The 25,264-nt window shown below is 42.7% G+C and carries 14 protein-coding genes and 1 pseudogene; 9 read left to right on the top strand and 6 right to left on the bottom strand.

The genetic code is table 11. The features are described from left to right. The first annotated feature begins 187 nt into the window (after window positions 1-187). Window positions 188-799 (top strand): HU family DNA-binding protein, encoded by a 612-nt coding sequence (locus tag ACT8YW_RS02700; protein ID WP_444103901.1) that lies wholly within the window; start codon window positions 188-190, stop codon window positions 797-799. Window positions 800-917: 118 nt separating this feature from the next. Here the strand turns inward: ACT8YW_RS02700 and ACT8YW_RS02695 are convergent. Further along, window positions 918-1,521: pseudogene (locus ACT8YW_RS02695) on the bottom strand (hypothetical protein); the annotation flags it as partial. 329 nt (window positions 1,522-1,850) lie between these two features. Between ACT8YW_RS02695 and ACT8YW_RS02690 the strand changes: the two are divergent. Next, complete coding sequence (locus tag ACT8YW_RS02690) at window positions 1,851-2,195, top strand: hypothetical protein (protein WP_444103900.1); 345 nt, start codon at window positions 1,851-1,853, stop codon at window positions 2,193-2,195. 332 nt (window positions 2,196-2,527) lie between these two features. Continuing rightward, window positions 2,528-3,016 (top strand): HU family DNA-binding protein, encoded by a 489-nt coding sequence (locus ACT8YW_RS02685; protein ID WP_444103899.1) that lies wholly within the window; start codon window positions 2,528-2,530, stop codon window positions 3,014-3,016. Between the two features lie 213 nt (window positions 3,017-3,229). On the opposite strand, the gene ACT8YW_RS02680 is transcribed toward ACT8YW_RS02685, so the two are convergent. Genes ACT8YW_RS02680 through ACT8YW_RS02665 form a run of 4 tightly spaced genes read right to left on the bottom strand, consistent with a single transcriptional unit; the run spans window position 3,230 to window position 12,626 of the window. Then, window positions 3,230-4,885, bottom strand: coding sequence for a RagB/SusD family nutrient uptake outer membrane protein (locus ACT8YW_RS02680; protein ID WP_074636343.1), 1,656 nt, complete (start codon window positions 4,883-4,885; stop codon window positions 3,230-3,232). A gap of 8 nt (window positions 4,886-4,893) precedes the next feature. Next, window positions 4,894-7,665, bottom strand: a complete 2,772-nt coding sequence (locus ACT8YW_RS02675) for a SusC/RagA family TonB-linked outer membrane protein (protein ID WP_444103898.1) — start codon at window positions 7,663-7,665, stop codon at window positions 4,894-4,896. A gap of 27 nt (window positions 7,666-7,692) precedes the next feature. Then, window positions 7,693-9,489 carry a RagB/SusD family nutrient uptake outer membrane protein gene (locus ACT8YW_RS02670; RefSeq protein ID WP_270604134.1) on the bottom strand — a complete coding sequence of 599 codons (1,797 nt, stop codon included), beginning with the start codon at window positions 9,487-9,489 and terminating at the stop codon, window positions 7,693-7,695. 11 nt (window positions 9,490-9,500) lie between these two features. Then, the gene (locus tag ACT8YW_RS02665; RefSeq protein WP_004298342.1) at window positions 9,501-12,626 is read right to left on the bottom strand and encodes a SusC/RagA family TonB-linked outer membrane protein; all 3,126 of its coding nucleotides are present in this window, start codon (window positions 12,624-12,626) and stop codon (window positions 9,501-9,503) included. 484 nt (window positions 12,627-13,110) lie between these two features. On the opposite strand from ACT8YW_RS02665, the gene ACT8YW_RS02660 reads away from it, so the two are divergent. From ACT8YW_RS02660 to lpxA, 5 genes are all read left to right on the top strand, one after another. Then, window positions 13,111-16,218 (top strand): glycoside hydrolase family 2 TIM barrel-domain containing protein, encoded by a 3,108-nt coding sequence (locus ACT8YW_RS02660; RefSeq protein ID WP_444103897.1) that lies wholly within the window; start codon window positions 13,111-13,113, stop codon window positions 16,216-16,218. A 183-nt stretch (window positions 16,219-16,401) separates the two neighbouring features. Further along, a complete protein-coding gene (locus ACT8YW_RS02655; protein WP_444103896.1) occupies window positions 16,402-17,577 on the top strand; it encodes an efflux RND transporter periplasmic adaptor subunit in 1,176 nt (391 codons plus the stop codon). 15 nt (window positions 17,578-17,592) lie between these two features. After that, window positions 17,593-21,024: an efflux RND transporter permease subunit gene (locus ACT8YW_RS02650; RefSeq protein WP_444103895.1), complete on the top strand. Its 3,432-nt coding sequence runs from the start codon at window positions 17,593-17,595 to the stop codon at window positions 21,022-21,024. Between the two features lie 11 nt (window positions 21,025-21,035). Next, window positions 21,036-22,427, top strand: a complete 1,392-nt coding sequence (locus ACT8YW_RS02645; RefSeq protein ID WP_444103894.1) for an efflux transporter outer membrane subunit — start codon at window positions 21,036-21,038, stop codon at window positions 22,425-22,427. Window positions 22,428-22,445: 18 nt separating this feature from the next. Continuing rightward, a complete protein-coding gene (lpxA, locus tag ACT8YW_RS02640) occupies window positions 22,446-23,216 on the top strand; it encodes an acyl-ACP--UDP-N-acetylglucosamine O-acyltransferase (RefSeq protein WP_444103893.1) in 771 nt (256 codons plus the stop codon). Between the two features lie 85 nt (window positions 23,217-23,301). On the opposite strand, the gene ACT8YW_RS02635 is transcribed toward lpxA, so the two are convergent. Next, a complete protein-coding gene (locus ACT8YW_RS02635) occupies window positions 23,302-23,943 on the bottom strand; it encodes a carbohydrate-binding family 9-like protein (RefSeq protein WP_444103892.1) in 642 nt (213 codons plus the stop codon). 187 nt (window positions 23,944-24,130) lie between these two features. Here ACT8YW_RS02635 and ACT8YW_RS02630 point away from each other — a divergent pair, with 187 nt between their 5' ends. After that, on the top strand, window positions 24,131-25,141 hold the full coding sequence (locus ACT8YW_RS02630; RefSeq protein WP_444103891.1) for a LacI family DNA-binding transcriptional regulator: 1,011 nt from the start codon (window positions 24,131-24,133) through the stop codon (window positions 25,139-25,141). Window positions 25,142-25,264: the final 123 nt, after the last annotated feature.

The following is a 25,264-nucleotide window of genomic DNA, read 5'->3' as shown; positions in this document are numbered from 1 at the left end:
TACCTTTGTTGCCTGACATCTTTTCGTATAACTATAGTTATTCGTAAAGATAACTATAGTCTCCCTTGCGTATGACTATAGTTATACGAAAGAAAGACTATAGTCATACGAAGTAAGAATAGCTAATAATACAAATCCTCACAGGCAATCGGATCAATAAAAGTACCGGTATAAAACAATTCTGATTATGAGTATACATTATGACCTTTACGACACTCCCGACATTCAGAAGAAAGGCGAAGAACAGCCGCTTCATCCCCGTGTCGTTTTCAACGGAACAATCGACCAGGAAGAATTTCTGGATCGTGTTCACAAATTCACCGGAATAAGCCGTAGCTTATTGGTTGGTGCCATGCAGTCTTTTCAAAATGAATTAAGAGATCTGCTTGCAAACGGATGGATTGTGGAGCTAGGCGATATCGGATACTTTTCCGTCTCTCTGCAAGGACCTCCAGTGATGAAAAAGAAAGATGTGCACGCACAATCCATCAGCTTGAAAAATATCAATTTCCGGGCAGGCAAACAGTTCAAAAAAGAAGTAGGCCAGCAAATGAGACCGGAGCGCGGCAAATCGTTCACCCGTCCTGTCGGAAAAGGGCACAGTGAAAAAGAGTGTCTAGCTATCATCAACGAACACCTCCAACGATTTCCCTGTCTGACCCGTGCTGATTATTGTCGATTGACAGGACATGATAAGCAACGGGCACTTAATGAGCTGAATACTTTCATCGAACGCGGATTGTTGATACGCTACGGAGCCGGAAAACTGGTGGTTTATGCAAAAAAAACAGAAGGGTAAAAACATCACTATTTAGTAAAATTATCAAAAATCCTGTACTGAACAAAAAAGAGTTGTTCAGTACAGGATTCTCTTATATACCCATAAGAATAGGAAACCTTAATCGTAAAAGCAATAACTAGAGTCGCTCTATCTCTTCTAACGACAGACCGGTAACTTCCATAATAGCACCAATAGGGACATTGAGAGATTTCAGTTTACGGGCAGTGGTTGTTTTTCTTTTTCGATACCTTGCTGAATGGCTTTCTCAAGACTTTCTTTAAATCCCATTTCTCGCCCCTCTTCAAGCCCAAGCTGTCGTCCTTCTTCATACCCTTCTAATTTAGCAGTACTTAACACATCATTTTGAATCATTACTGCATCTATATGGCAATCATACGCTAACTTTTCAGCCGCATCCATATTATAATAAGACAGCGTCTTATGAGCTTCTTCCAATCCTAGGACTTTCGTATTAGAACGTATACGCCCTGTCTTAAGATATTCAATCCATTCTTCCAAAGGAGTAAATGCCATTTTATCAAACTGATTTATACGAATAAGAAAGTATTCCGAAAAAAATTAACCGGTAATTTACAAACAATAATATTCCGTTCTTTAACTGTTAACTTCAAGTTGTCACCCGTATAAACACCCAAAAACGTATTCTGACCATGATAATGAATCATATTTATAATGACCTTAATTAATTCAGAACCATCTATGAAATTATAAAACAAGATTACTTGCTTTATCGATATTTATTGCTACTTTTGTAGCGGTTTCCTTTCATACGTAGAGAGGAACATTTTATTTTTTTACAGAGAACGATTATTTATTGCATTCAACCATAAATTCGGCAAAAATTTACCGCGAATGGCAATAAGTGATGTCAGGTCTCGCGCACACTTCTGTATATAATTTGTTTATATACCCAATGGGCGTGGGACTATCACTTATGTCGCGGAGGGTCTTTGCCGAGCCTATGGTTGGCGTACAGTTGGTAGTTTCCCACGCTCTCTTTTTTTAACCGCGCACCACAGGGAAATGATGCGGCAAACATAACAAAGATATGTACGACGACCTGAAAGAAAACATTATCCTATTAATGCAGCACCCCATCGCGCGCCGCCCCATCTCCAACTTATCAGATGAAGAACGAGAAAAAGCATTCGACTTGTTGAACTATCTTTCAACTTTATCCGTTGACGAAAATTACACCTTATTAGATTACATCCAAATGGCACGTCTTGAATATGCACTTGGAGAACTTGAGTATAAAACAACCAATGATACAGAAAAAGTAATCCGCCATTTTAGAGCTGCCCTTCAGCACCTGGAGAAAGGAGGGTTCGACTTAAGTATAAGCAAGTGGACAGAGTTAGTCAGCCTGCGAACCAAAGAAGATACGGAATAATTCAGAATCATAACCCTTACCAGTATATATAGAAGATAGACAACAAAGCGAGAAAGATTGCTTGTGCAAGTAGTCCTTTCGTTCTATCTTCGAAGAGGATGCCTTCCCCACACTTGATACCCCAATACCTTAATCGGCATCCTCTTCTTCTATCTTTCTGCCAAATCTTTTTTACATAAAATCCCCCAATGCAGCAGTATTCTACTTATTAACTAATTTATTAACGCACAATTCTTTTTTAGCTTGGTCATGAATTTCGGAAACCATACCTTTGCGTCGTGATCACAAAACAACAATAAAACAGATTAACTAACTATTAAAAAAGAAAGATTATGGCACTAAAGTATGTTGTCAAGAAAAGAGTTTTCGGTTTTGACAAAACAAAGACTGAAAAGTATGTAGCACAGAATGTAATTACCAATACGGTAAATTTCAGAGACTTATGCAAGGAAGTATCCATGTTCGGTATGATTCCCGAAGGTGCAGTGAAACACGTGATTGACGCACTGATTGATGCGTTGAACACGAACCTCAACAAAGGATTGTCAGTGCAATTAGGTGACTTCGGATGTTTCCGTCCGGGCATGAACTGTAAAAGTCAGAATGAAGAAAAAGATGTAGATGCCGATACCGTTCGACGAGTGAAAATTGTATTTACTCCGGGATATAAATTTAAAGATATGCTGGATAATGTAAGTATCTACAAGACGGAAGGAAACGGCGGCAGCATCTCTTCCGGAAATGGAGGGGGAAATGAACCGGAAAATCCGGGCGGAGGAAACGAAGGCGGAAGCGGCGAAGCTCCCGATCCTGCAGCATAAAACGGGAACGAGAGACCATAGCCAGTCACAATGCTTGAATTTAGAAAGAGGCTGTCATCTTCGTCTCATGCAATCCGGACTCTTTGAGAATCAGTTTCACAGGTTTTCCTGTCTTTAACTGACTCGCTATATTCAAACGTTCTCCAGAACTTCTTCCCATAAAAATGAACCCTAAAAGTTTTTGTCTAACTTTTAGGGTTCACTTATTCATAGCTACCAGCCTGTATTTTGACCTAAATTAGGGTTCTTATAATACTCTGCTTGCGGTATAGGATACAAGTACATCTTATCATCCCAGTTACGTGTTTCAAGCAATTCTTTCTTATAAGCAGGCAAGCCGTTTTCCATAGTGATCTTGATGCAATAAATAGCTTTGGTTTTATCACCGATTTTCCAACGGCGGATATCCCAGAACCGATGGTCTTCGAACGCAAGTTCCACTCGTCTTTCACGACGGACGCTTTCAGTAAACGCGTCGCCGCTTGTTGTAATGGCGGGCATATCAGCAGCAGCACGCACCTGATTCAGTGCCGCACGTGCAGACAACGGATGATCATTATCCGTATAATCAGCGTCTTTCCAGGCATCCATTGCTTCCGCATAGTTCAGGAGAATTTCCGCATAACGGAATATGATGAAATGGTGCGGTTTCTTTTTCTCATTGGAAGGAGCTAGAGAAACAGTCTCATTCATATACTTCTTCAAATAATAACCTGTGGTAGTCGCTCCGGTTGTTCCGGCACCGTCTTTTCCTCCTTCATAAGACTGGATGGTCGAGTTCATCCATGTATCGCCATTGCAAAGCACTGTTTTATAAAATCTCGGGTCTCTGCCTTCATACGGATTCTGCCCTGGTGTAATCTGTTCCCAATCAAAGTCTTTTCCATTAGTCATCTGGAAGGCATCCACCAAGTTCTGGGTGGGCACGTTGCCTGTTTTCCCCTTTTCATAACTGATGGGCAAATTGTTAGCTTCAAAATCAAAGCTTTCCCCATTTCTACGTTCAAAAATTAATTGCGGAGATTTCAACACATCGTTTCCACCATTCTTGTCATACAGAGGATCTACATTCGTCTTCGGCAAACTGTACCAGTTCTCTTTTATGATAGCATAAGCCGCATCGGCAGCCGCTTTCCATTTATCGGCATCCTGTGCGGGATTATGCAACAAACTCGCCGCATAAAGAAGAGCACGGGATTTCAAAGCCAACGCTGTACCTTTGGTCACACGTCCCGTCTCCGCCCAAAAGTCCTGATGACTGACAGGCAGGGTTTTGGCCGCGTCACTACATTCGTCACAGATATATTTTATCACTTCATTGAAAGAAGTCTTTTCCACGCCGTTGATTTCATCCAAAGCATACGTACGTGTCAAGAGCGGAATATCACCGTATCGTTTAGCCAGTTCGAACAGATAGAAAGCTCGCAACACCCGTAATTCTTCACGATACATGGTAGCTTTGGCAATGTCTTCTTCATACGTGTCGTTCCAGCGGAAACGCTCCAGTTTTTCCTGTGAATAGTTTTCAAGGAATGAATTGACGGAACGGATAGCTCCATAGCACTTCGACCACATATTATCGACTGCATTGTTGGGACTCCAGGCATTGTTATAAAAGTCGTGAACACTATTATCACTCCAGACATAAACAGAATTATCCGTTGCAGACTCCCTCAAAGCCCCGTCGAGCACTCCGAGATCTCCGGGCAACTGGCTATAAACGTAGGTAGCCAAACCTTTCACATTGCTAAAGTAGGAATAAGCCTCTTCCCTGTCCAAGCCTGTCGATTCGTCCAGTTCGAGCAAGCTGCACCCCGATACGGATAATAGCAAACCTGTATATAATATGATATATTTTCTCATGGTCATCTCACTTTTTAGAAGTTAATATTCAACCCGAAATAAACGGAAGTCATATCCGGATAATTGATGTTTAAATCCTCACAATTCATATACTTCACATGATCGAGCGAAAAAAGATTATTAGCTCTCGCATATACCTGAATCTTCTCCATTTTCATTTTCTTCACCCAAGAGGAAGGAAGGTTATAGTAGACATTCAGGTTACGAAGTTTGAAATAGCTACCGTTCTCCAACCACTGTGTACTGTTTCTGAAGTTATTGGCATTATCCAACGTGGTCAGGCGGGGGACATTTGCGATATCTTTCGTTTCTTCCGTCCAGCGGATTCTGTCGTTCAGATACCAGCTGGAAATATTCGTGTTGTTTCTCAACGGCCAGTATACGCTGGCAGTGTTCAACATCACACTATAATGAGCTACTCCTTGAAACAGAGCATCCACGCCGAAACCTTTATATTCAAATCCCAAATTAATGCCATAATAAATCTCCGGTATGGCAGTGGAATATCCTATCGCCTTCTGGTCATTGTTGTCAATCACGTTATCGCCATTCAGATCTCTGTACTTGACATCACCCGGACGTACTTCCGAGAATTTCTGCACAGGACTGCTCTTTATGTCCGCCTCATCTCTGAAATAACCGATAGCCTCCCAGCCAAAACACTGCCCGACAGGGTAACCTTTTTTAGACAAATAGCCATACGGCTGATATCCCTCACCATTTTCTACGACTTTACTTTTGGCATAGGAGAAGTTGGCTCCGATATAATAGTTAAAGTCCTTGTATTCCTTTTTCCACATGGCAGAGAGTTCCGTTCCTTTTGTTTCCACTTTTCCTGCATTCATCTGCGGAATAGTAACCCCGATTGCCGATGAAATCAGCCCACTTCCGTCAATCAGGATATTAGTGCGCTTGTCATAAAAACCGTCAATAGAAAAAGTCAGTCCTTTGAACAGGCTCATGTCCAAACCAATATTATATTTATCCGCAACTTCCAGATCCAGTCGTTCCATTGCCAGCACTCCTTCCTTCAGGCTACTTCCGGCAGAAGTATTTCCGGCCTGAAAATAGTAAGCACCGCTTCCTATCCAATATTGCTTATCCATGTCATAATCATAAATATCATATCCGGAGCGTCCGTAAGAAGCACGAAGTTTCAGATAATCAAAAGCGGAAATTCCTTTCATGAAATTCTCGTTCGAAAGTATCCAGGCGGCAGATATGGCGGGATATGCGCGATATTTGTCATTTTTCCCCAACACGCTGCTGCCAAAACAGTTGGCTACAATATCCACCATATAACGGTTGTCAAAATTATAACCTGCGGTTCCGATGATGTATTGGCGGTACCGACTATTATTAGGTCCTGTCAATGTCATTGATTCCTGACGGAACATAGCACTGGTCGTAAAATCATGTTTATCCCATGTCCGGTGATAATTGACCTTCGCTTCAAAATTGGCATGTATGTATTGATTGGCCAATCCTTTGTTGCTGATTTCCAGTTCATCGTTAGGATTTCCGTAATTCGTGTAAATCGGTTCTCCGTCTGTGCCTTTTTCAATGGTCTGGTACATAAAACTTTTCTTGGCTGTTTCCTGATAGGTCGCATTATTATCATAAGCAATAGCGAGTTCCGCACTCAACCCGCGAGTCAATACAGACAAATCCTGCACCAACCGCAAATCCGCCTGCAACATACGCTGATTCAGTTTATAATAACCTACGTCCGCCAGATTGGCTATCGGGTTTGTTTTCAGCACATTGTTACTGCCCCAGAATCCATTCTGTGTCTGCACGGGAAATGCGGCGGACGGGGTGTTGAAAATCTGTTCAAACAAAGTAGCTTCCGATGTGGTGGGACGCTTGGTCTCTCGCAGCATACCGAGCATACTCAATTTCAATTTTGTCGCGTCCGTAATATCCACATCCAGATTCATGCGAAGATTGAGGAAGTATTTCTTCATCTGAGAATTATAACGATCCGTATAATCAGTATACTTGCTATTCAGCAGTCCCATATCGTTTTTGTAATTGAAAACACTGAAATAACGAAGCCGCTTGCCACCTCCACGGAAAGTGATGTCCAGTTGATGACTGGTCGTATGATTGCGTAACGCTTCTTTCTGCCAGTCCACATTCGGATAAAGATCGCTATTGCCTCCGGACAGGAAAGAGGCCTCATCCATGTCCGGTTGCAAGCCATCATATCTCAATGCTTCATTACGGGCTTTGGCATAGGTATAAGCATCGGCAAATTCCGGCTGATTAACAGGCAAGCCTAAACCGAACTTGTAGTCTACTTTTATATCCTTCTGGTTATATATACCGCGTTTGGTAGTTATCAATACCACTCCGTTAGCGCCTCTGCCTCCCCAAAGAGCAGTAGCAGCACCGTCTTTCAAAACGGATATTGATTCTATTTCCGAAAGGTTGATATATTCGAGAGGGCGTGCAAAACCATCTACTACAAATAAAGGTGTATCTCCATTCAAAGAACCGCGTCCCCGCACATTGAGACGAGATTTATCTGTACCCCAACTAGTGTTCTGCATCACACTCAATCCCGGCAACAGGCCATAAATGGCATTGTAAGGACTAGTGGTAGCATTTTTATCTAATTCATCCGAATAAATGGTAGAGACAGCCTGTGTCTTCCGTAATTCGGTGGTCGTCTGTGTGCCCAGATCGATTACCTTATCTTGTCCTTCATTATTTTGCGCTATACCCGTAGTGGCAAATGCCAACGAGAAAGCTACGATATAAAGTGATTTATTCATAATCATTCTTCTTATTGTTCAACGATTTGATTATTACCAACCCGGATTCTGAATCAATCCATATTTCTTGTTTATCTCATCTATAGGCAGAGGCAACAGGAAATACTTGTCGTTCCACTTTTCAGGTTTTGCATACTGACGCGTTTCCGCCATTGCATGAGATACAGCATAAGAAAAGCCGCTTGGCTCACCGGCCGCTTTTTTAATAATCAGACGTGACAATTGTCCGGTAAATATATCTGCGCGTTTCCAACGTACCAGATCGAAATAGCGTACTTCTTCATAGCCGAATTCAATGGCTCTTTCGCGTAATATCGCTTCACGCAAAGGTTTACCAGCCGGAACATCTGTTGCTGAAATCGCAGGCATACCTGCACGCAGTCTGGTTTTATTCAGATAATCATAAGCCGTATTACCAAACTCATCACGAACTTCCGCCTTATTCAATTCGTTCATCGCTTCGGCCATATTCAGATAAACCTCCGGAAGGCGGATCAACGGACAAGAATAAAATTTGCCATTCACTTCGTCATTGAAGTTTCGTATGAATTTTCTCATGGCAACCCCATTGTAACTCATTCGTCCGTCTTTATAAGGTGCCTGGGTGGCTCCTTCGTAAATCTGCACTTTCTGGGCGCCCTTAAACTTATCTCCATTCACAGCAACCGTTTCATATAAGCGGATGTCTCTTCTGGGGTTTCCGTCCTTATCAAAGAAAGGGAATTTATTATGGTCCGGATTGTTCCAGTCGAATTCTGTTCCGTCTTTCATCTGAAACATATCGACATAAGTCAATGTAGGAGAAGCAACTCCATAACGCACCTGGGCAAACGGAAGCTTTCCCGTAGCATAAGTGGTGAATCTTCTGGAAGAAATCAAAACTTCACCGTTATGGCGATTGAAATATCCTGCTGCAAAATCATCGCGGGGATTACCTGTATTCACCAGTTGATAAGCGTCCGAGTTCTTTTTATTAGCCCGCATAAATTCTAATCCGGCATCCAACGCCTTCTGCCACCTGTCTGGTGAATAGTTGCCATACCAAGTAAGGAATTGAGACGAAGCATCTCCTTCCATATAGGGTTTATCAGCATTAAATAAAGGACTCGCCACAAACTGAAGCACCCTGGACTTTAACGCTAAAGCAGAAGCAGCCGTCATTCGTCCGTCATTATCTGCATTCACCTGCCAAGGCAGTACAGAGGCTGCCGCATCCAGTAATCCAACAATCTTCTGTACGGTTTCTTCCACTGTCATACGAGGAAATTTCATCGCATCTTCTGCCGTATATGCATGGTCTATCCACGGCATACCACCATAATAACGGAGCATTTGAGAATAATGATAGGCAATGATTACTTGCGCTTCCGCTTTTCCTATCGCTTTCTCATCCGCAGTCATATCCGGCACTCTATCCACATTCTCAATGTAAATGTAGGCTCTTCGAATACCATAAACCGGCCCTACTCCTATCGTAGCACTGGCGACATCCAACCGATATGGAAGATGTTCCAGATATGTATTTGTTCCGTCCACTGTTCCTGTATAGAATTTAGGCGCTCCCTTTTTCGTCCAGTCACCCAGATCGGTTAGCATTTCCAGAACGCCATATCCCAGACGTCCTTGCATCGGCAGATAATCCGGCAGGGAATGATAAGTTTCCGCCAGTGCCTGCTCAGCATATACCTTTTTGTTAAAAACAGAATCGATATTCTGTTCGTTACTTATCGGCTTATCCAGAAATTTCTCTCCAAATTTAAGGTCTTCGCACCCTATCAGTGTCAATACAGAGAGAGAAAGACAGCCTATATATTTTTTATAGTTTTTCATTGTCAGCACTATTAAAAGGTTAGATTAATACCTAAATTATATATTTTAATGATAGGGTAAGAATCCGCATTATTCGGATTACATTCAGGGTCCATGATGTCAAACTTATCAAAAGTCAGCAGATTATAGCCTGTCAGTTTTATACCTAACTGCTGGATACCCAGTTTCTTCAACATCTTCTTATCTGTGAAGTTATATCCTATTGTCACATTCTTCAGCTTCAAATAAGAACCGTCTCGCACCCACAAAGAGGAGGAACGCATATTATAGACTGCATTTGTCTCTGTAAACCGCGGTGTAGTAGCTGTATTAGCCGTTTCCGGTGTCCAGCGCGTATCTGCATGGAACTGCATCAAACCACGGATTTTACCATTACCAAAAGGTTCTCTGAAAGCTCCGTCCAGCAACAAAGAGCGTTGTGCAGCACCAGTCCAGTTCATCGTCAGGAAAAAGCCTTTGTAATTGATACCATAATTCAATCCGAATGTATAAGCCGGACGAGTCGGGTTTCCAATGATAGTCTGGTCGTCGGAAGTAATTTCCTCATCACCGTTCAAATCCCGGTATTTCACATCACCCGGCTTCACGGACACACCCGGATCGGGCAGACCTGCCACCAGTTTGCCGTTCTCTCCGAAGTCCGCTTCTGTATAGAAACCGTCCGCCACATACCCGAAGAGTGTCCCGACCGGATTTCCTGTCCGCCACATATAAGGTTCATTAGGCTCAACTTCGTCTTGGAAAATAATCTTATTCTTTGAATAGGAAACGTTTGCCTGAACATTATACTGAACCTGCCCGATCTTGTCATTCCACCTCACTTCTACCTCATATCCACGGTTTTTCACTTTACCCATATTTACAGCAGGTAGAATTGATGAAGTCAACCCCGTTAATAAAGGTACTGTCTTACGATTGATGAGAATATCCTTACGTTCTTCGAGGAAATAGTCCAAAGAGATTTTCAGACGGCTCTTCAAGAAATGAACGTCCAATCCATAGTTCTGTTTCAGCGCAGTTTCCCAAGTCACGTTCGGATTGCCCAGACGCTTCTCCAATGCACCCAGAATTAACGCCTTACTGTTATAACCAAAGTTGAATCCATACTTATTGTTATTCCACCCGTCTACTCCGCTCAGATTCACATCATAAGAATCCGGCAGGAATAAGAAGCGGTTATTTCCAAGATTGTCATTTCCGACCAAGCCGACAGAAGCACGGAATTTCAGATAATCAACCACCTTCTGTTTTTTCATGAAGGCCTCTTCCGACAGGATATAACCGATGGAACCGGCAGGAAACGCACCGAATCTCTTACCCGGAGCAAAATTCTCAGAACCATTATAACCGAAGTTAACTTCTGCCATATAGCGAGATTTGTAATCATACGTCAGACGGCCTACAAAACCGATGTAAGCAGACGGTACTCCCACCCATTGAGCGGGATAGTATTTCTTACTCTGATTGTACAAGAACAATCCCCCGACATTATGAAAACCAAACTTACGATTATATCTCAAGCTTGCTTCCAGATACCAGTCTCGTGCCCGCGAGGAAGTTTCCTCATATTGCAAGCTCTTATTTTCTCCTTTGATCTTATAAACAATATTCTTGTTGAAATCTGGCGAATCATAACCAAGTGACGGATCTTCCAAAGAAGATTGATAGAAAGGCATAAATTGTTCCACTTGCCCTTTACGCTTTTTGGTAAAACCATAACTCGTATTATAAGCACCTTTTATTTCCGCCGACAATCCTTTGGTTATGAAGTCCAACTTCTGATTTAACAGAAGGTCCAGATTCATCGTATTATTAATAGCAGTTGAGTAACCCGTTCCATAACATTTAGGCAAAGCACTGTTGCCCAGATTTATTTTATTATCAAAACGTTCCTCGGGGGTAACTATGAGTTGTCCGTCAATTACACCCGGACTACTGAACGGAGTTGTCTGATTAATCAGTGTCCAGATCGAATTAGTCGCATCATTAATCATCGGCTCATTCCGGTTACCTACAATCCCGCCGATACCAATCTTCAGCGTGGTAGTCTTAGTTACATTAAAGTCTAAATTCGCACGATAATTGTATCTTTTGTATTTATAATTATTATCATACCCCACTCCTTCAAACTGTTTCAACAGACCATTCTGATATAAGAAACCTAAAGATATGAAGTAACGTATATCCTTTGTTCCTCCGGAAATATTCAGGTTATGCTGTGTCTGCATAGATGTTTTATTAAGCAGATACTTTCTCCAGTCGATACTGGGGTACATAATAGGCTCATCATTCAATCTGAACCGTTCAACTGCATAATTATTGAACACCAAATCGTTCTCGGTAGCATTTGGTTTGTCATTTGTTATAATCTCGTTTCTTAAAGTAGCATACGTATAGCTGTCTGCCATTTCAAGCATACGGGTGGGCATCTGGATACCAACTGAAGAATTTACGGAAATTTTCGCTTTGCCTTCCTTACCACGACGTGTAGTCACCAAAATTACGCCATTTGCACCACGCACACCGAACACGGCAGTAGCAGAAGCGTCTTTCAGAACCGTCACGCTCTCTATTTCATTCGGGTCCATTTGATAAAACGAACGTTCTATACCATCCACCAAAATCAAAGGAGAGGAAGCACTTTCTGTCAAGGACCCCACTCCGCGAATAAACACCTTAGGGTCTTCCTGTCCCGGCTGACCGCTAGTCTGGACGGATGAGAGTCCTGTAATCTGACCCGCCAGGGAATTGGCCACACTTGCATTCGGCGAACGTATCAACGCTTCATTGTTTACAGCAGAAATAGCTCCTGTCAGAGTTTCTTTCTTTTGTGTACCATAGGCCACAACTGTAACTTCCTGAAGTTCATTGGCCGTTTCTTTTAAAATAATTTTCAGTTGTTTGCGTCCATTTAATGGCACTTCTTGAGGTTCATATCCCATGAACGAAATTTGCAGAACAGCTTTTTGAAGATTGCTTACTTTTAAATGGAAAACACCATTCATGTCAGTAATAGCACCGTTGGCCGTGCCTTTTTCCTTTACATTGGCACCAATCACCTCTAAGTTAGATTCATCCAATACAGTTCCCGTTACTGTATTTTGCGCCCATGCCAAGAGCGAACAACACATAAGCATTAACGTACTGATGCACCTCTTGCATCTTTTTAGTCTCGTCAGTTTGTTCATAATAATAAATTTAAGAATTTGAAATAGGTTTGTTAAAAACACTCGCCACAAATTAAGTGATTGTAATAGTTTTTAAGATACAATTATCATACTAAAAAGGGACAAAATAGTACAAAATAAGAAATAAAAAGCATTAAAATTAGCTGTATTACTCATAGTATCAGGATGTCACGCTAGAAAAATACAGCCTATTCATCGTTTCTTCTTGACTTTACCATACTCGAGAGGTGATACTCAAAAAGTTAATTTACCAAGTTCTTCTTTCACCGTAAATCTATGCCAACTCCACATACCATTACCAGACTCCATTGAATAGTTCATAAATAAATTAAAATTGAACTATTGACATACCTATTAGACTTATTATTCTCCTTTATTAATCAAATTATTCCCTATCTTTGACTCCCGAAATTCAAACCTAATACAAAAACCCATGAAGAAACAACTACTCTCTTGCTGCTTGGCTGCATTGGGACTGACAGCAATTCAAGCACAAAGCTTCAATGAGTGGAAAGACCCGGAAGTGAATTCCGTAAACCGCTCTGCTATGCACACTAATTACTTTGCTTACGCATCGGCTGATGAAGCTAAAGCCGGCATTAAAGAAAATTCAACGAATTTCATGACCCTGAACGGTCCGTGGAAATTCAACTGGGTAAAACATGCAGATGCACGACCGACCGACTTTTATCAAACTAATTTCAACGACAAAGGTTGGGATGACCTTCAGGTGCCTGGCGTTTGGGAGTTGAACGGTTACGGTGATCCTATCTATGTCAACGTAGGATATGCCTGGAGAAGCCAATTCAAAAACAATCCCCCGCAAGTACCGACAGAAAACAATCATGTAGGCTCTTACCGGAAAGAAATCATCCTTCCTGCTGACTGGAAAGGCAAAGAGATTTTTGCACATTTCGGCTCGGTAACTTCCAACATGTACCTTTGGGTGAACGGACGTTACGTAGGATATAGCGAGGACAGCAAACTGGAAGCCGAGTTCAACCTGACCAACTACCTGAAACCGGGTAAAAACGTGATTGCTTTCCAGGTATTCCGCTGGTGCGACGGTAGTTATCTGGAAGATCAGGACTTCTTCCGCTACTCCGGTGTAGGACGTGACTGTTATCTTTACGCACGCGACAAGAAATATATCCAGGATATTCGCCTCACTCCAGATTTGGACAGCCAATATAAAGACGGTACGCTGAACATAGCCGTTGACCTGAAAGGAAGCGGCACAGTAGCTTTGGACTTGACAGATATGCAAGGTAACAGTGTAGCAACTGCCGACCTGAAAGGCTCTGGCAAATTAAACACTACCCTATCCATCTCCAACCCGGCTAAATGGACTGCCGAAACGCCTAATCTCTACACGCTGACCGCTACACTGAAAAACGGCAACAACGTAGTAGAAGTAATCCCCGTCAAAGTAGGATTCCGCAAGATTGAGCTGAAAGGCGGACAGATACTCGTCAACGGACAACCGGTACTCTTCAAAGGAGCCGACCGTCACGAAATGGACCCGGACGGCGGTTATGTGGTTTCTACCGAACGTATGTTGCAGGATATCAAAGTGATGAAAGAACTCAATATCAACGCCGTGCGTACCTGCCATTATCCGGACGACAACCGTTGGTATGACCTGTGCGACCAATACGGTCTGTATGTAGTAGCCGAGGCAAACGTAGAATCTCACGGAATGGGCTACGGCGACCAGACACTAGCAAAGAACCCAAGTTACGCCAAAGCTCACATGGAACGCAACCAACGCAACGTACAACGCGGTTACAACCATCCGTCCATCATCTTCTGGTCATTGGGTAATGAAGCCGGCATGGGACCAAACTTTGAGAAATGCTACACTTGGATTAAGAATGAAGACAAGACACGTGCCGTACAGTACGAACAAGCAGGAACCAGCGAATTCACCGATATTTTCTGCCCGATGTACTATGACTACGACGCATGTATCAAATATAGCGAAGGCAATATCCAAAAGCCGTTAATCCAATGTGAATACGCACACGCTATGGGTAATTCACAGGGAGGATTCAAAGAATACTGGGACATCATCCGCAAATATCCGAAATATCAAGGCGGATTTATCTGGGACTTCGTAGACCAGGCCTGCCACTGGAAAAACAAAGACGGAGTAAGCATCTACGGCTATGGCGGCGACTTCAACAAATACGACGCTTCGGATAATAACTTCAACAACAACGGTTTAATCAGCCCTGACCGCGTGCCTAACCCGCATGCTTATGAAGTGGCTTATTTCTATCAAGATATATGGACTACTCCTGCAGATCTTGCCAAAGGTGAGATCAATATCTTCAACGAATATTTCTTCCGCGGCCTCTCTGCATATTATATGGAATGGCAGTTACTGGCAAACGGGGAAGTAGTGCAAACAGGCATCGTGTCCGACCTGAAAGTTGCACCCCAGCAAACTGTGAAAGTGCAAATTCCGTTTGACGTGAAGAATATCTGCCCTTGCAAGGAATTGTTGCTGAATGTGAGCTATAAACTGAAAGCCGCCGAAACGTTGCTGCCGGCAGGAACGACTATCGCTTACGACCAGTTAAGCATCCGCGACTACAAAGCACCGGAACTGAAACTGGAAAATCAACAGGCTTCCAACATTCCGGTTATCGTGCCCAGTATTTTGGACAACGACCGCAATTACCTGATTGTGAAAGGTGAAAACTTCTCTATGGACTTCAATAAGCACAATGGTTACCTTTGTCGCTACGACGTCAACGGCATGCAAATGATGGAAGACGGCAGCGCACTGACTCCTAACTTCTGGCGTGCACCGACCGACAATGATTTCGGAGCCGGACTGCAACATAAATACGCTGCTTGGAAGAATCCGGAACTGAAACTGACCTCTCTGAAACATGCTATTGAAAACGATCAGGCAGTGGTTCGTGCAGAATATGACATGAAATCGATAGGTGGAACATTGTCACTGACTTATACTATTAATAATAAAGGTGCAGTGAAGGTTACTCAAAAGATGGTGGCAGACAAGAGTAAGAAGGTTTCTGAAATGTTCCGCTTCGGTATGCAAATGCGTATGCCTGTCAACTTCAACGAGGTAGAGTACTACGGCCGTGGCCCGGGAGAGAACTATGCTGACCGTAACCACGGAGCCATGTTAGGCAAATACCGCCAGACGGTAGAAGAACAATTCTATCCTTACATCCGCCCACAGGAAACCGGGACCAAAACGGATATCCGCTGGTGGAGACTTCTGAACATCAGTGGTAACGGATTGCAATTCATATCAGATGCTCCTTTCTCTGCTTCCGCCCTGAATTATACCATCGAGTCATTGGATGACGGTGACGGTAAAGATCAACGTCACTCACCGGAAGTAAAAAAGGCAGACTTCACCAATTTCTGTATCGATAAGGCACAAGCGGGGCTTGCTTGTGTGAACAGTTGGGGGGCTATACCACTGGAAAAATACCGTCTTCCTTACCAAGATTATGAGTTAAGTTTTATTATGACTCCTGTATATCATAAAATAAAGTAAAAAACATAGTTAAAAAACACGGTATCAGAGAACAAGAATACCGAATTTAAAGTACTTTTGCAGCCGGAAACTAATTTGCCACAATTAGTTTCCGGCTTTTTCTTCCTTAACCCCCTTAATCTATATGGACGAACAGCACACTGGCAACAAACGCATTAAATTAAAAAACAGATATTTATAAGTATGAAAAGTAGAATTGTTTTATTTGCATTTTGCGTAGCCCTTTTGTCGAGCTGTGGCAATAAGGACAACGGAACAGGAAAAGTTCCTGAATATGCAGTACAAGAGTTACAAAAGTCAACAGCAAATCTAACGACAGCTTATCCAGCCACCATTAAAGGTAAACAGGATGTAGAAATCCGCCCCCAAGTATCGGGCTTCATTACGAAACTGTGTGTAGACGAAGGAGCAGCTGTACGTAAAGGACAAGTACTGTTCATTGTTGACCCGACTCAATACGAGGCAGCTGTACGCACAGCTAAAGCTGCTGTTGCTACGGCCGAGGCAGCAGTGAGCACTCAACAAATGACGTATGACAATAAGAAAGAGTTGAACAAGAAACAAATTATCAGTGACTATGACCTGGCTATGGCAGAAAACTCCCTGGCACAGACCAAAGCACAGTTGGCACAGGCAAAAGCGCAACTAACCACTGCCCAACAGAACTTGTCATTCACACAGGTTAAAAGCCCGTCAGATGGTGTTATCAACAATATCCCTTATCGTGTAGGAGCATTGGTGAGCCCTTCTATTGCTACGCCGATGACTACTGTTTCCGAGATTGATGAAGTATATGTATACTTCTCAATGACAGAAAAAGAATTGCTGGCAATGACCAAGTCCGGTAGTACTATCAAAGAAGAAATCAGCAAGATACCAACTATCAAGCTGCAATTAATCGATGGTTCCACATACGATGTAGACGGAAAAGTAGACGCTATCACAGGCGTTATCGACCAATCTACCGGTTCGGTAAGCATTCGTGCTATCTTCCCGAATAAGGAACATGTATTGCGTAGTGGAGGTACGGCAAACGCTCTGATTCCTTATACCATGGAGAATGTAATCACTATACCGCAGTCTGCAACAGTAGAAATCCAGGATAAGAAGTTCGTTTATGTTCTGCAACCGGACAACACTGTGAAATATACAGAAATCAAAATCTTCAATCTGGATAACGGGAAAGAGTACTTGGTTACTTCCGGTTTGAATTCAGGAGATAAAATCGTAATCGAAGGAGTACAAAACCTGAAAGACGGCCAGAAGGTTCAACCTATCACACCGGCGCAGAAAGAAGCAAACTATCAACAACATTTGAAAGACCAACGCGACGGTAATTTAGCCACAGCCTTCAACTAATAATCAGATAATCATATGAAATTAGATAGATTTATTAACCGTCCGGTACTATCAACCGTTATTTCTATCCTGATAGTCATCCTGGGGGCTATCGGATTGGCGACACTGCCTATCACGCAGTATCCGGACATCGCGCCTCCTACCGTTTCGGTAAGAGCCACCTATACGGGAGCCAGTGCATCGACCGTATTGAATTCCGTGATTGCTCCATTGGAGGAACAGATCAACGGGGTAGAAAACATGATGTATATGACCTCAACTGCGTCAAACACAGGTTCCGGTGAGATATCCATATATTTTAAACAAGGAACAGACCCGGACATGGCCGCTGTCAATGTACAAAACCGTGTCTCTATGGCACAAGGTCTGTTGCCTGCCGAAGTAACTAAAGTCGGTGTAACCACTCAAAAACGCCAGACTTCCATGCTGGTAGTATTCTCTCTATATGACGAGACAGATACATATAGCGAATCATTTATTGAAAACTATGCTAAAATCAACCTAATCCCACAAGTACAACGTGTTCAAGGTGTAGGTGATGCTAACGTTTTGGGTCAGGATTATTCTATGCGTATCTGGTTACGACCGGACGTCATGGCACAATACAAGCTCGTACCTAGTGATGTTTCCACTGCTCTGGCAGAACAAAATGTCGAAGCAGCTCCAGGACAGTTCGGTGAACGAAGTAACCAAACTTTCCAATATACTATCCGCTATAAAGGACGCTTGCAACAGCCTGAAGAGTTTGAAAATATCGTTATCAAATCTCTTCCTGACGGTGAAGTACTCCGTCTGAAAGATATAGCAGAAATTCAGCTGGACCGCTTGGGATATAACTTTACCAACCGGGTAGACGGGCATAAGTCTGTGACTTGTATCGTATACCAGATGGCAGGAACCAATGCGACACAGACCATCAGTGATATTGAGGCATTGTTGGATGAAGCATCAAAAACGTTACCTACCGGATTGAAGCTGAACATCTCCATGAATGCCAACGACTTCCTCTTCGCTTCTATCCATGAAGTATTGAAGACGTTGATCGAAGCATTTATCCTGGTGTTTATCGTAGTGTATATCTTCTTGCAGGATTTACGTTCGACATTGATTCCGACTATCGCCATTCCGGTAGCTCTGATCGGTACTTTCTTCATCCTGTCCCTGGTAGGATTCAGTTTGAACTTGTTGACGTTATGTGCGCTCGTGCTTGCTATTGCGATTGTGGTCGACGATGCGATCGTGGTCGTCGAGGGTGTGCATGCCAAGCTTGACCAAGGTTATACATCTGCCCGTCTGGCTTCTATCGATGCCATGAATGAATTGGGTGGCGCTATCGTATCTATTACGCTGGTCATGATGGCCGTATTCGTTCCGGTAAGTTTCATGGGAGGTACAGCAGGAACATTCTATCGTCAGTTCGGTATGACTATGGCTATCGCTATCGGTCTGTCTGCATTGAACGCATTGACTTTGAGTCCGGCTTTGTGCGCCGTTCTTCTGAAACCTCACAAAAAAGAAGATGGAACAACGGAAGACTCCACATTGAAAGAACGTATGAAAGTAGCCTATACGGCAGCCCATACAACTATGATCAACAGATATACCGAAGCTATCGGAAAGATGTTGCATCCGGGAATTACACTTACTTTCACGCTTATTGCCATTCTCGGCATGATCTTTGGTTTGTTCAGTATCAATCCGATAGTTACTGCTATTTTCGTAGTGCTTAGTATTCTGGCACTGATTGGAATGAGTACGAAGAAGTTTAAAAACAGATTCAACGATACATACGAATCAATCCTGAAACGTTATAAGAAACGAGTACTGTTCTTTATCCAGAAGAAATGGTTGTCTATGGGATTAGTTGTCGCTTCCATTGCGATACTTGTATTCTTCATGAACACCACCCCGACAGGTATGGTACCTAATGAAGATACCGGAACACTGATGGGAGCAGTAACATTACCTCCAGGTACTTCTCAAGACCGTTCTGAAGAGATTTTGGCACGTGTAGACAGTCTGATCGCTTCCGATCCTGCGGTATCGTCACGTACTATGATTTCCGGATTCAGCTTTATCGGTGGTCAGGGACCTTCCTATGGTTCTTTCATTATCAAACTGAAAGACTGGGACGAACGTTCCATGATACAGAATTCAGACGTTGTAGTCGGCTCCTTATATATGCGTGCACAGAAGATTATCAAAGAAGCACAGGTATTGTTCTTCGCTCCTCCTATGATCCCGGGTTACTCGGCATCTACGGATATTGAAGTGAATATGCAGGATAAGACCGGTGGTGATCTGAACAAATTCTTCGATGTGGTTAATGATTATACGGCAGCACTGGAGGCACGTCCGGAAATTAATTCGGCAAAGACAACATTCAACCCGAATTTCCCGCAATATATGATTGATATCGATGCGGCAGCTTGTAAGAAAGCAGGCATCAGCCCGAGTGACATCCTTACTACCATGCAGGGATATTACGGTGGTCTGTATGCATCCAACTTCAACCGTTTCGGTAAGATGTACCGTGTAATGATTCAGTCGGACCCGTTATCACGCAAGAACCTGGAATCTTTGAAGAATATCAAGGTTCGTAACAATGCTGGTGAAATGGCTCCTATCTCTCAATTCATCACTATCGATAAGGTATATGGTCCGGATATCATCAGCCGTTTCAACCTCTACACTTCCATGAAAGTGATGGTAGCTCCTGCCAGTGGTTATACATCAGGCCAGGCATTGGCTGCATTGGCGGAAGTAGCCAGCCAGAACCTTCCGACCGGTTACACTTACGAACTGGGTGGTATGGCACGTGAAGAAGCGCAGAGCAGTGGTAGTGCTACCGGATTGATTTTCATCCTCTGTTTCGTATTCGTTTACCTGTTGCTGAGTGCACAGTACGAAAGTTACATACTTCCGTTGGCCGTGTTGCTGTCCATTCCGTTCGGTCTGTTAGGCAGCTTCCTGTTTGTGAACGGAGTTAGTGCTATCGGTAATATCTCGATGCTGAAGATGATTCTTGGTACGATGTCCAACAATATCTATATGCAGATTGCGTTAATCATGTTGATGGGTCTGTTGGCGAAGAACGCCATCCTGATTGTAGAGTTCGCCCTCGACCGTCGTAAAATGGGTATGAGCATCACCTGGGCAGCCGTATTGGGTGCCGGTGCCCGTCTCCGCCCGATTTTGATGACATCATTGGCTATGGTAGTCGGTTTGCTTCCGTTGATGTTTGCCTTCGGTGTAGGTGCTCACGGTAACCGTACACTGGGTACAGCTTCTATCGGTGGTATGTTAATCGGTATGATTTGCCAGATTTTTATCGTTCCTGCACTGTTTGTAGTCTTCCAGTACTTACAAGAGAAGGTTAAACCGATGGAATGGGAAGATATCGACAATACAGATGCCGTAACAGAGATTGAACAATACGCTAAATAATGAAATTCGATATGAAGAAACAGATTCTATATATGTTGTGCGCAACTGCTCTTTTGAGCAGCTGCCACATCTATAAGTCGTATGACAGACCCGAAGACATCACTACTTCCGGCCTATATCGCGATCCGGTAGCGGATAATGATACACTGGTTTCGGATACAGCCAACTTCGGTAATCTGCCGTGGAGAGAAGTCTTCACCGACCCGCAACTCCAGTCTCTCATCGAAACGGGACTGAAACAAAATACGGACCTCTTGTCCGCCGCTCAAAATGTGAAAGCAGCAGAAGCGTCCCTCATGTCGGCACGCCTGGCTTATGCCCCGTCATTAGGATTGTCTCCGCAAGGCACAATCAGCAGCTTTGACAAGAATGCAGCCACAAAAACTTATTCATTACCTGTCACAGCTAGCTGGCAAGTCGATTTATTCGGTCAGTTGCTAAATTCGAAACGAAATGCGCAAGTTACACTGAAGCAAATGAAAGCTTACCGCCAGGCAGTACAAACACAGGTTGTCTCTAACATCGCCAATATGTATTATACATTAATGATGTTGGACCGCCAATTGGAAATAACCAAAGCCACGGCTGAAATTCTGAAAAAGAATGCCGAGACAATGGAAGCAATGAAAAACTCTGCTATGTACAATATCAATTCGGCAGGCGTAGAACAGAGCAAGGCTGCCTATGCTCAAGTACTTGCCACTATTCCGGACATTGAACAAAGTATCCGTGAGACAGAAAATGCCCTGTCCACTTTCCTCGGAGAAGCTCCCCATACCATCAAACGTGGTGTATTGGAAGCACAAGTACTTCCGACGGAACTTTCCGCTGGTATACCTATTCAATTGCTATCCAACCGCCCGGACGTGAAAGCAGCCGAAATGTCACTGGCAAGTTGCTATTACAATACAAATTCGGCACGTGCTTCATTCTATCCGCAAATCACGCTCAGCGGCTCTGCGGGATGGACAAACAGCGCCGGAAGTGCGATTATAAATCCAGGTAAGTTGTTGGCTTCTGCCATTGGTTCACTTACGCAGCCTCTATTCTACCGGGGGCAGAACATAGCCCGGCTGAAAGCTGCTAAAGCGCAGGAAGAACAAGCTAAACTTTCCTTCCAGCAAGCACTTTTAAACGCCGGTAGTGAAGTCAGCAATGCGCTAAGTTTATACCAAAAGACTAGTGAAAAGGTAGAATCTCGTCAAATGCAAGTAGAATCTGCAAAAAAAGCTTCGGAAGATACAAAAGAATTGTTTAACTTAGGGACCTCAACCTACTTGGAAGTATTGTCTGCACAGCAGTCTTACCTGAGCGCACAAATCTCTCAGGTTTCCGATTGCTTCGATCAGATGCAGGCCGTAGTAAGCCTTTACCAGGCATTGGGTGGTGGAAGAGAAGAATAACTTTAAACATATACTATTATGATTAGTCCGTTAGCTTACGTAGATCCCGAAGCAAAATTAGGTAAGAATGTAACTGTTCTGCCTTTTGCCTACATTGAAAAGAATGTAGAGATCGGGGATGACTGCGTCATCATGTCTTACGCTAGTATCTTGCAAGGTACTAAAATGGGAAAAGGGAACAAGGTACATCAGAATGCTGTCCTCGGAGCGGAACCACAAGATTTCCACTACACAGGAGAAGAAAGCAACCTGATTATCGGAGACAATAACGATATTCGTGAAAATGTAGTAATCAGCCGCGCTACATTTGCCGGCAATGCTACCAAAATCGGAAATGGAAACTACCTGATGGACAAAGTACATCTTTGCCATGACGTACAGATTAACAATAACTGTGTGGTAGGCATTGGCACTACTATTGCAGGAGAATGTACACTGGATGATTGCGCTATCTTAAGTGGAAACGTTACCTTACATCAATATTGTCACATAGGGCGTTGGACGTTGATACAAAGCGGATGCCGTATATCTAAAGATGTACCTCCGTACGTTATCATGTCAGGAAATCCGGTAGCATATCATGGTGTAAACGCCGTAGTTCTTTCTCAACATCACAATACATCGGAAAGAATCCTTCGTCACATCGCTAATGCATACCGTTTGATTTATCAGGGTAATTTCAGTGTTCAGGATGCCGTGCAGAAGATTATCGACCAGGTTCCTATGAGTGAAGAGATCGAGAATATTGTAAATTTCGTGAAGAACTCGGAAAGAGGGATTGTGAAATAAACAAAGTGACTTCATATAAAGAAGGTTGATACTTTTTCAAGTATCAACCTTCTTTTTTTATCTTCAAATTCAGAGATTCAATTCATTATTCAAACCCCAATGTTCCGAAGAAATCGGGGCGGTGGAAATCCGGCTGTTCAATCTGTATCGGATTCCATGAAAGGAAATGAGGGGTCTGCAACTCATCGCCACACTTATAGAAATTAGCTTTTATCTCCTTTCCGTCGAGCGAATCAATCTGGTGCTTAAAGAACACAGAATACGGAATAATAAGAGCCACTTCCCAGTCCGTTTCACCGATGCGTTCAGCAAAAGGCTGATTACCCAAACTAGACCAGCGTTGTACGTGAGCAGTCACTTCTTTCGGTGCATGTTCCCGGTTGTTACGGACAGGACCGGCACCCACCAAGATTGTTCCGATGCAATTGCATTCTATATTATAATAGATCCCGTCGCCTGCAGGTATGGAAAAGAATTCCACGCAGGAGTCAGTCCATACAGAACCGTTATCTTCTCCATACTTGGCACGTACACTCTCCTCTTTCACTTTAAAATGTAGCAAAATCGAGTTCTGTGTGTGAGCAATTCGAAAATTTACTTTTGGTTTGTAAGGATATTCAGCCCAATTGACACACTGGATCGGCTGAAAATCTATTTTTTCTTCATCGAACAGTTTAGGAAGCGAACAAGCCTCCACGTTAGCCGCACTAATTTTCTTTACTTTCATATATCTTTCGTTTGAATGATACAAATATAGTTACTTTCTTTGGTTTACACCTTATTTCTAGGTTATTTTTAAATTGCAAATTATTATATCAAAAAACAATATTTAGTTAAATATTATTTAACTATTATATAATGAGATATTTTTTCATATATTTGTCATCACTTAACCGATTAAATAGATACTGTTTATGAAAACATCCCTTAAAGACATAGCAGAAACCTTAAAATTATCCAAGACAACAGTCTCTTGGGTACTTTCTGGTAAGGGGGATGAAAAAGGCATTAGTCTCGCTACACAAGAAAAAGTCTTTCAATGCGCCAAACAGTTGAATTACCAGCCTAATTTATTAGCCAGAAGCCTAAATACGGGTATATCGGGCACAATCGGATTAATCATACCGGATATTACAGACTCTTTTTACTCCAAAGTTGCCCGCTCTATAGAAATGGAAGCGGAAGCACAAGGCTATTCACTAATGATTTGTAGCTCTGAATCTGAAATAGAAAGAGAAAACAGAATGATCCGGTTATTCAAAGCGAAACAGGTGGATGGAATCATAGTAGCCCCCACAAAAGTTTCTAAAATTGAAATACAGAATCTAGTCAAAGAAGGCTATCCATTAGTCTTATTTGACCGCTACTTTCCTGAGATGCAGACAAACTACATCATTATTGACAATGAAGGCAGTAGCTACGAGTTAGTAAAGAAAATGATCGATAACGGATCATCTAAAATAGCTATTATTACCACGAATCCTCATCTCCGCACAATGAATATGAGAAGAGAAGGGTATGCCAGAGCTTTAATTGAAGCCAACCTATCCGTTGATCCTGATCTATATGGAGAGGTGACCTTTGTTGATTATGAGAAGAATGTTTTCAAGACTCTTGATCAAATATTCAGCAAAGTACCTGATGTAGATGGGTTCTTCTTCACAACACATATTTTGGCTCTGGAAGCATTCCGTTACTTTCATGAAAAAGGAATCAATATAAATAAAGGATATGAATTGGCTTGTATTCATGGAGTATCAGCATTCCGTGTCTTAGCACCTAATATGAACATCGCAAGAATGCCGATAGAAGAGATCGGTAAGAATGCCGTAAGGATTCTACTTGGCGATATCAAATATCGCTTGGAAAATTCGACCGAAAAGAGAGAAGTAGAAACACTTGTCCTGCCATGTTCATTACCCTAGTCGTGATTTTATATTTTTTCTCCAACTGCTTAACCGGTTTAGTGAAAATAAATAATGATATCAAATTAACAGATGTAATAATAAAGAAAATAGCTCCCCAATTATTAACATAAAGATACAGAA

Source organism: Bacteroides sp. (genome assembly GCF_052357945.1).
Classification (GTDB): Bacteria; Bacteroidota; Bacteroidia; order Bacteroidales; family Bacteroidaceae; genus Bacteroides.
Note: the sequence above shows the minus strand (reverse complement) of the source record. Positions and strands in the feature narration are given on the sequence as shown.

Coding starts and splice junctions, on each gene's coding strand:
- ACT8YW_RS02685 (WP_444103899.1), top strand. CDS start 2,528: ATGGCACTAAAGTATGTTGTCAAGAAAAGAGTTTTCGGTTTTGACAAA.
- ACT8YW_RS02670 (WP_270604134.1), bottom strand. CDS start 9,489: ATGAAAAACTATAAAAAATATATAGGCTGTCTTTCTCTCTCTGTATTG.
- ACT8YW_RS02675 (WP_444103898.1), bottom strand. CDS start 7,665: ATGATTATGAATAAATCACTTTATATCGTAGCTTTCTCGTTGGCATTT.
- ACT8YW_RS02700 (WP_444103901.1), top strand. CDS start 188: ATGAGTATACATTATGACCTTTACGACACTCCCGACATTCAGAAGAAA.
- ACT8YW_RS02690 (WP_444103900.1), top strand. CDS start 1,851: ATGTACGACGACCTGAAAGAAAACATTATCCTATTAATGCAGCACCCC.
- ACT8YW_RS02645 (WP_444103894.1), top strand. CDS start 21,036: ATGAAGAAACAGATTCTATATATGTTGTGCGCAACTGCTCTTTTGAGC.
- ACT8YW_RS02655 (WP_444103896.1), top strand. CDS start 16,402: ATGAAAAGTAGAATTGTTTTATTTGCATTTTGCGTAGCCCTTTTGTCG.
- ACT8YW_RS02630 (WP_444103891.1), top strand. CDS start 24,131: ATGAAAACATCCCTTAAAGACATAGCAGAAACCTTAAAATTATCCAAG.
- ACT8YW_RS02680 (WP_074636343.1), bottom strand. CDS start 4,885: ATGACCATGAGAAAATATATCATATTATATACAGGTTTGCTATTATCC.
- ACT8YW_RS02660 (WP_444103897.1), top strand. CDS start 13,111: ATGAAGAAACAACTACTCTCTTGCTGCTTGGCTGCATTGGGACTGACA.
- ACT8YW_RS02665 (WP_004298342.1), bottom strand. CDS start 12,626: ATGCTTATGTGTTGTTCGCTCTTGGCATGGGCGCAAAATACAGTAACG.
- ACT8YW_RS02635 (WP_444103892.1), bottom strand. CDS start 23,943: ATGAAAGTAAAGAAAATTAGTGCGGCTAACGTGGAGGCTTGTTCGCTT.
- ACT8YW_RS02650 (WP_444103895.1), top strand. CDS start 17,593: ATGAAATTAGATAGATTTATTAACCGTCCGGTACTATCAACCGTTATT.
- lpxA (WP_444103893.1), top strand. CDS start 22,446: ATGATTAGTCCGTTAGCTTACGTAGATCCCGAAGCAAAATTAGGTAAG.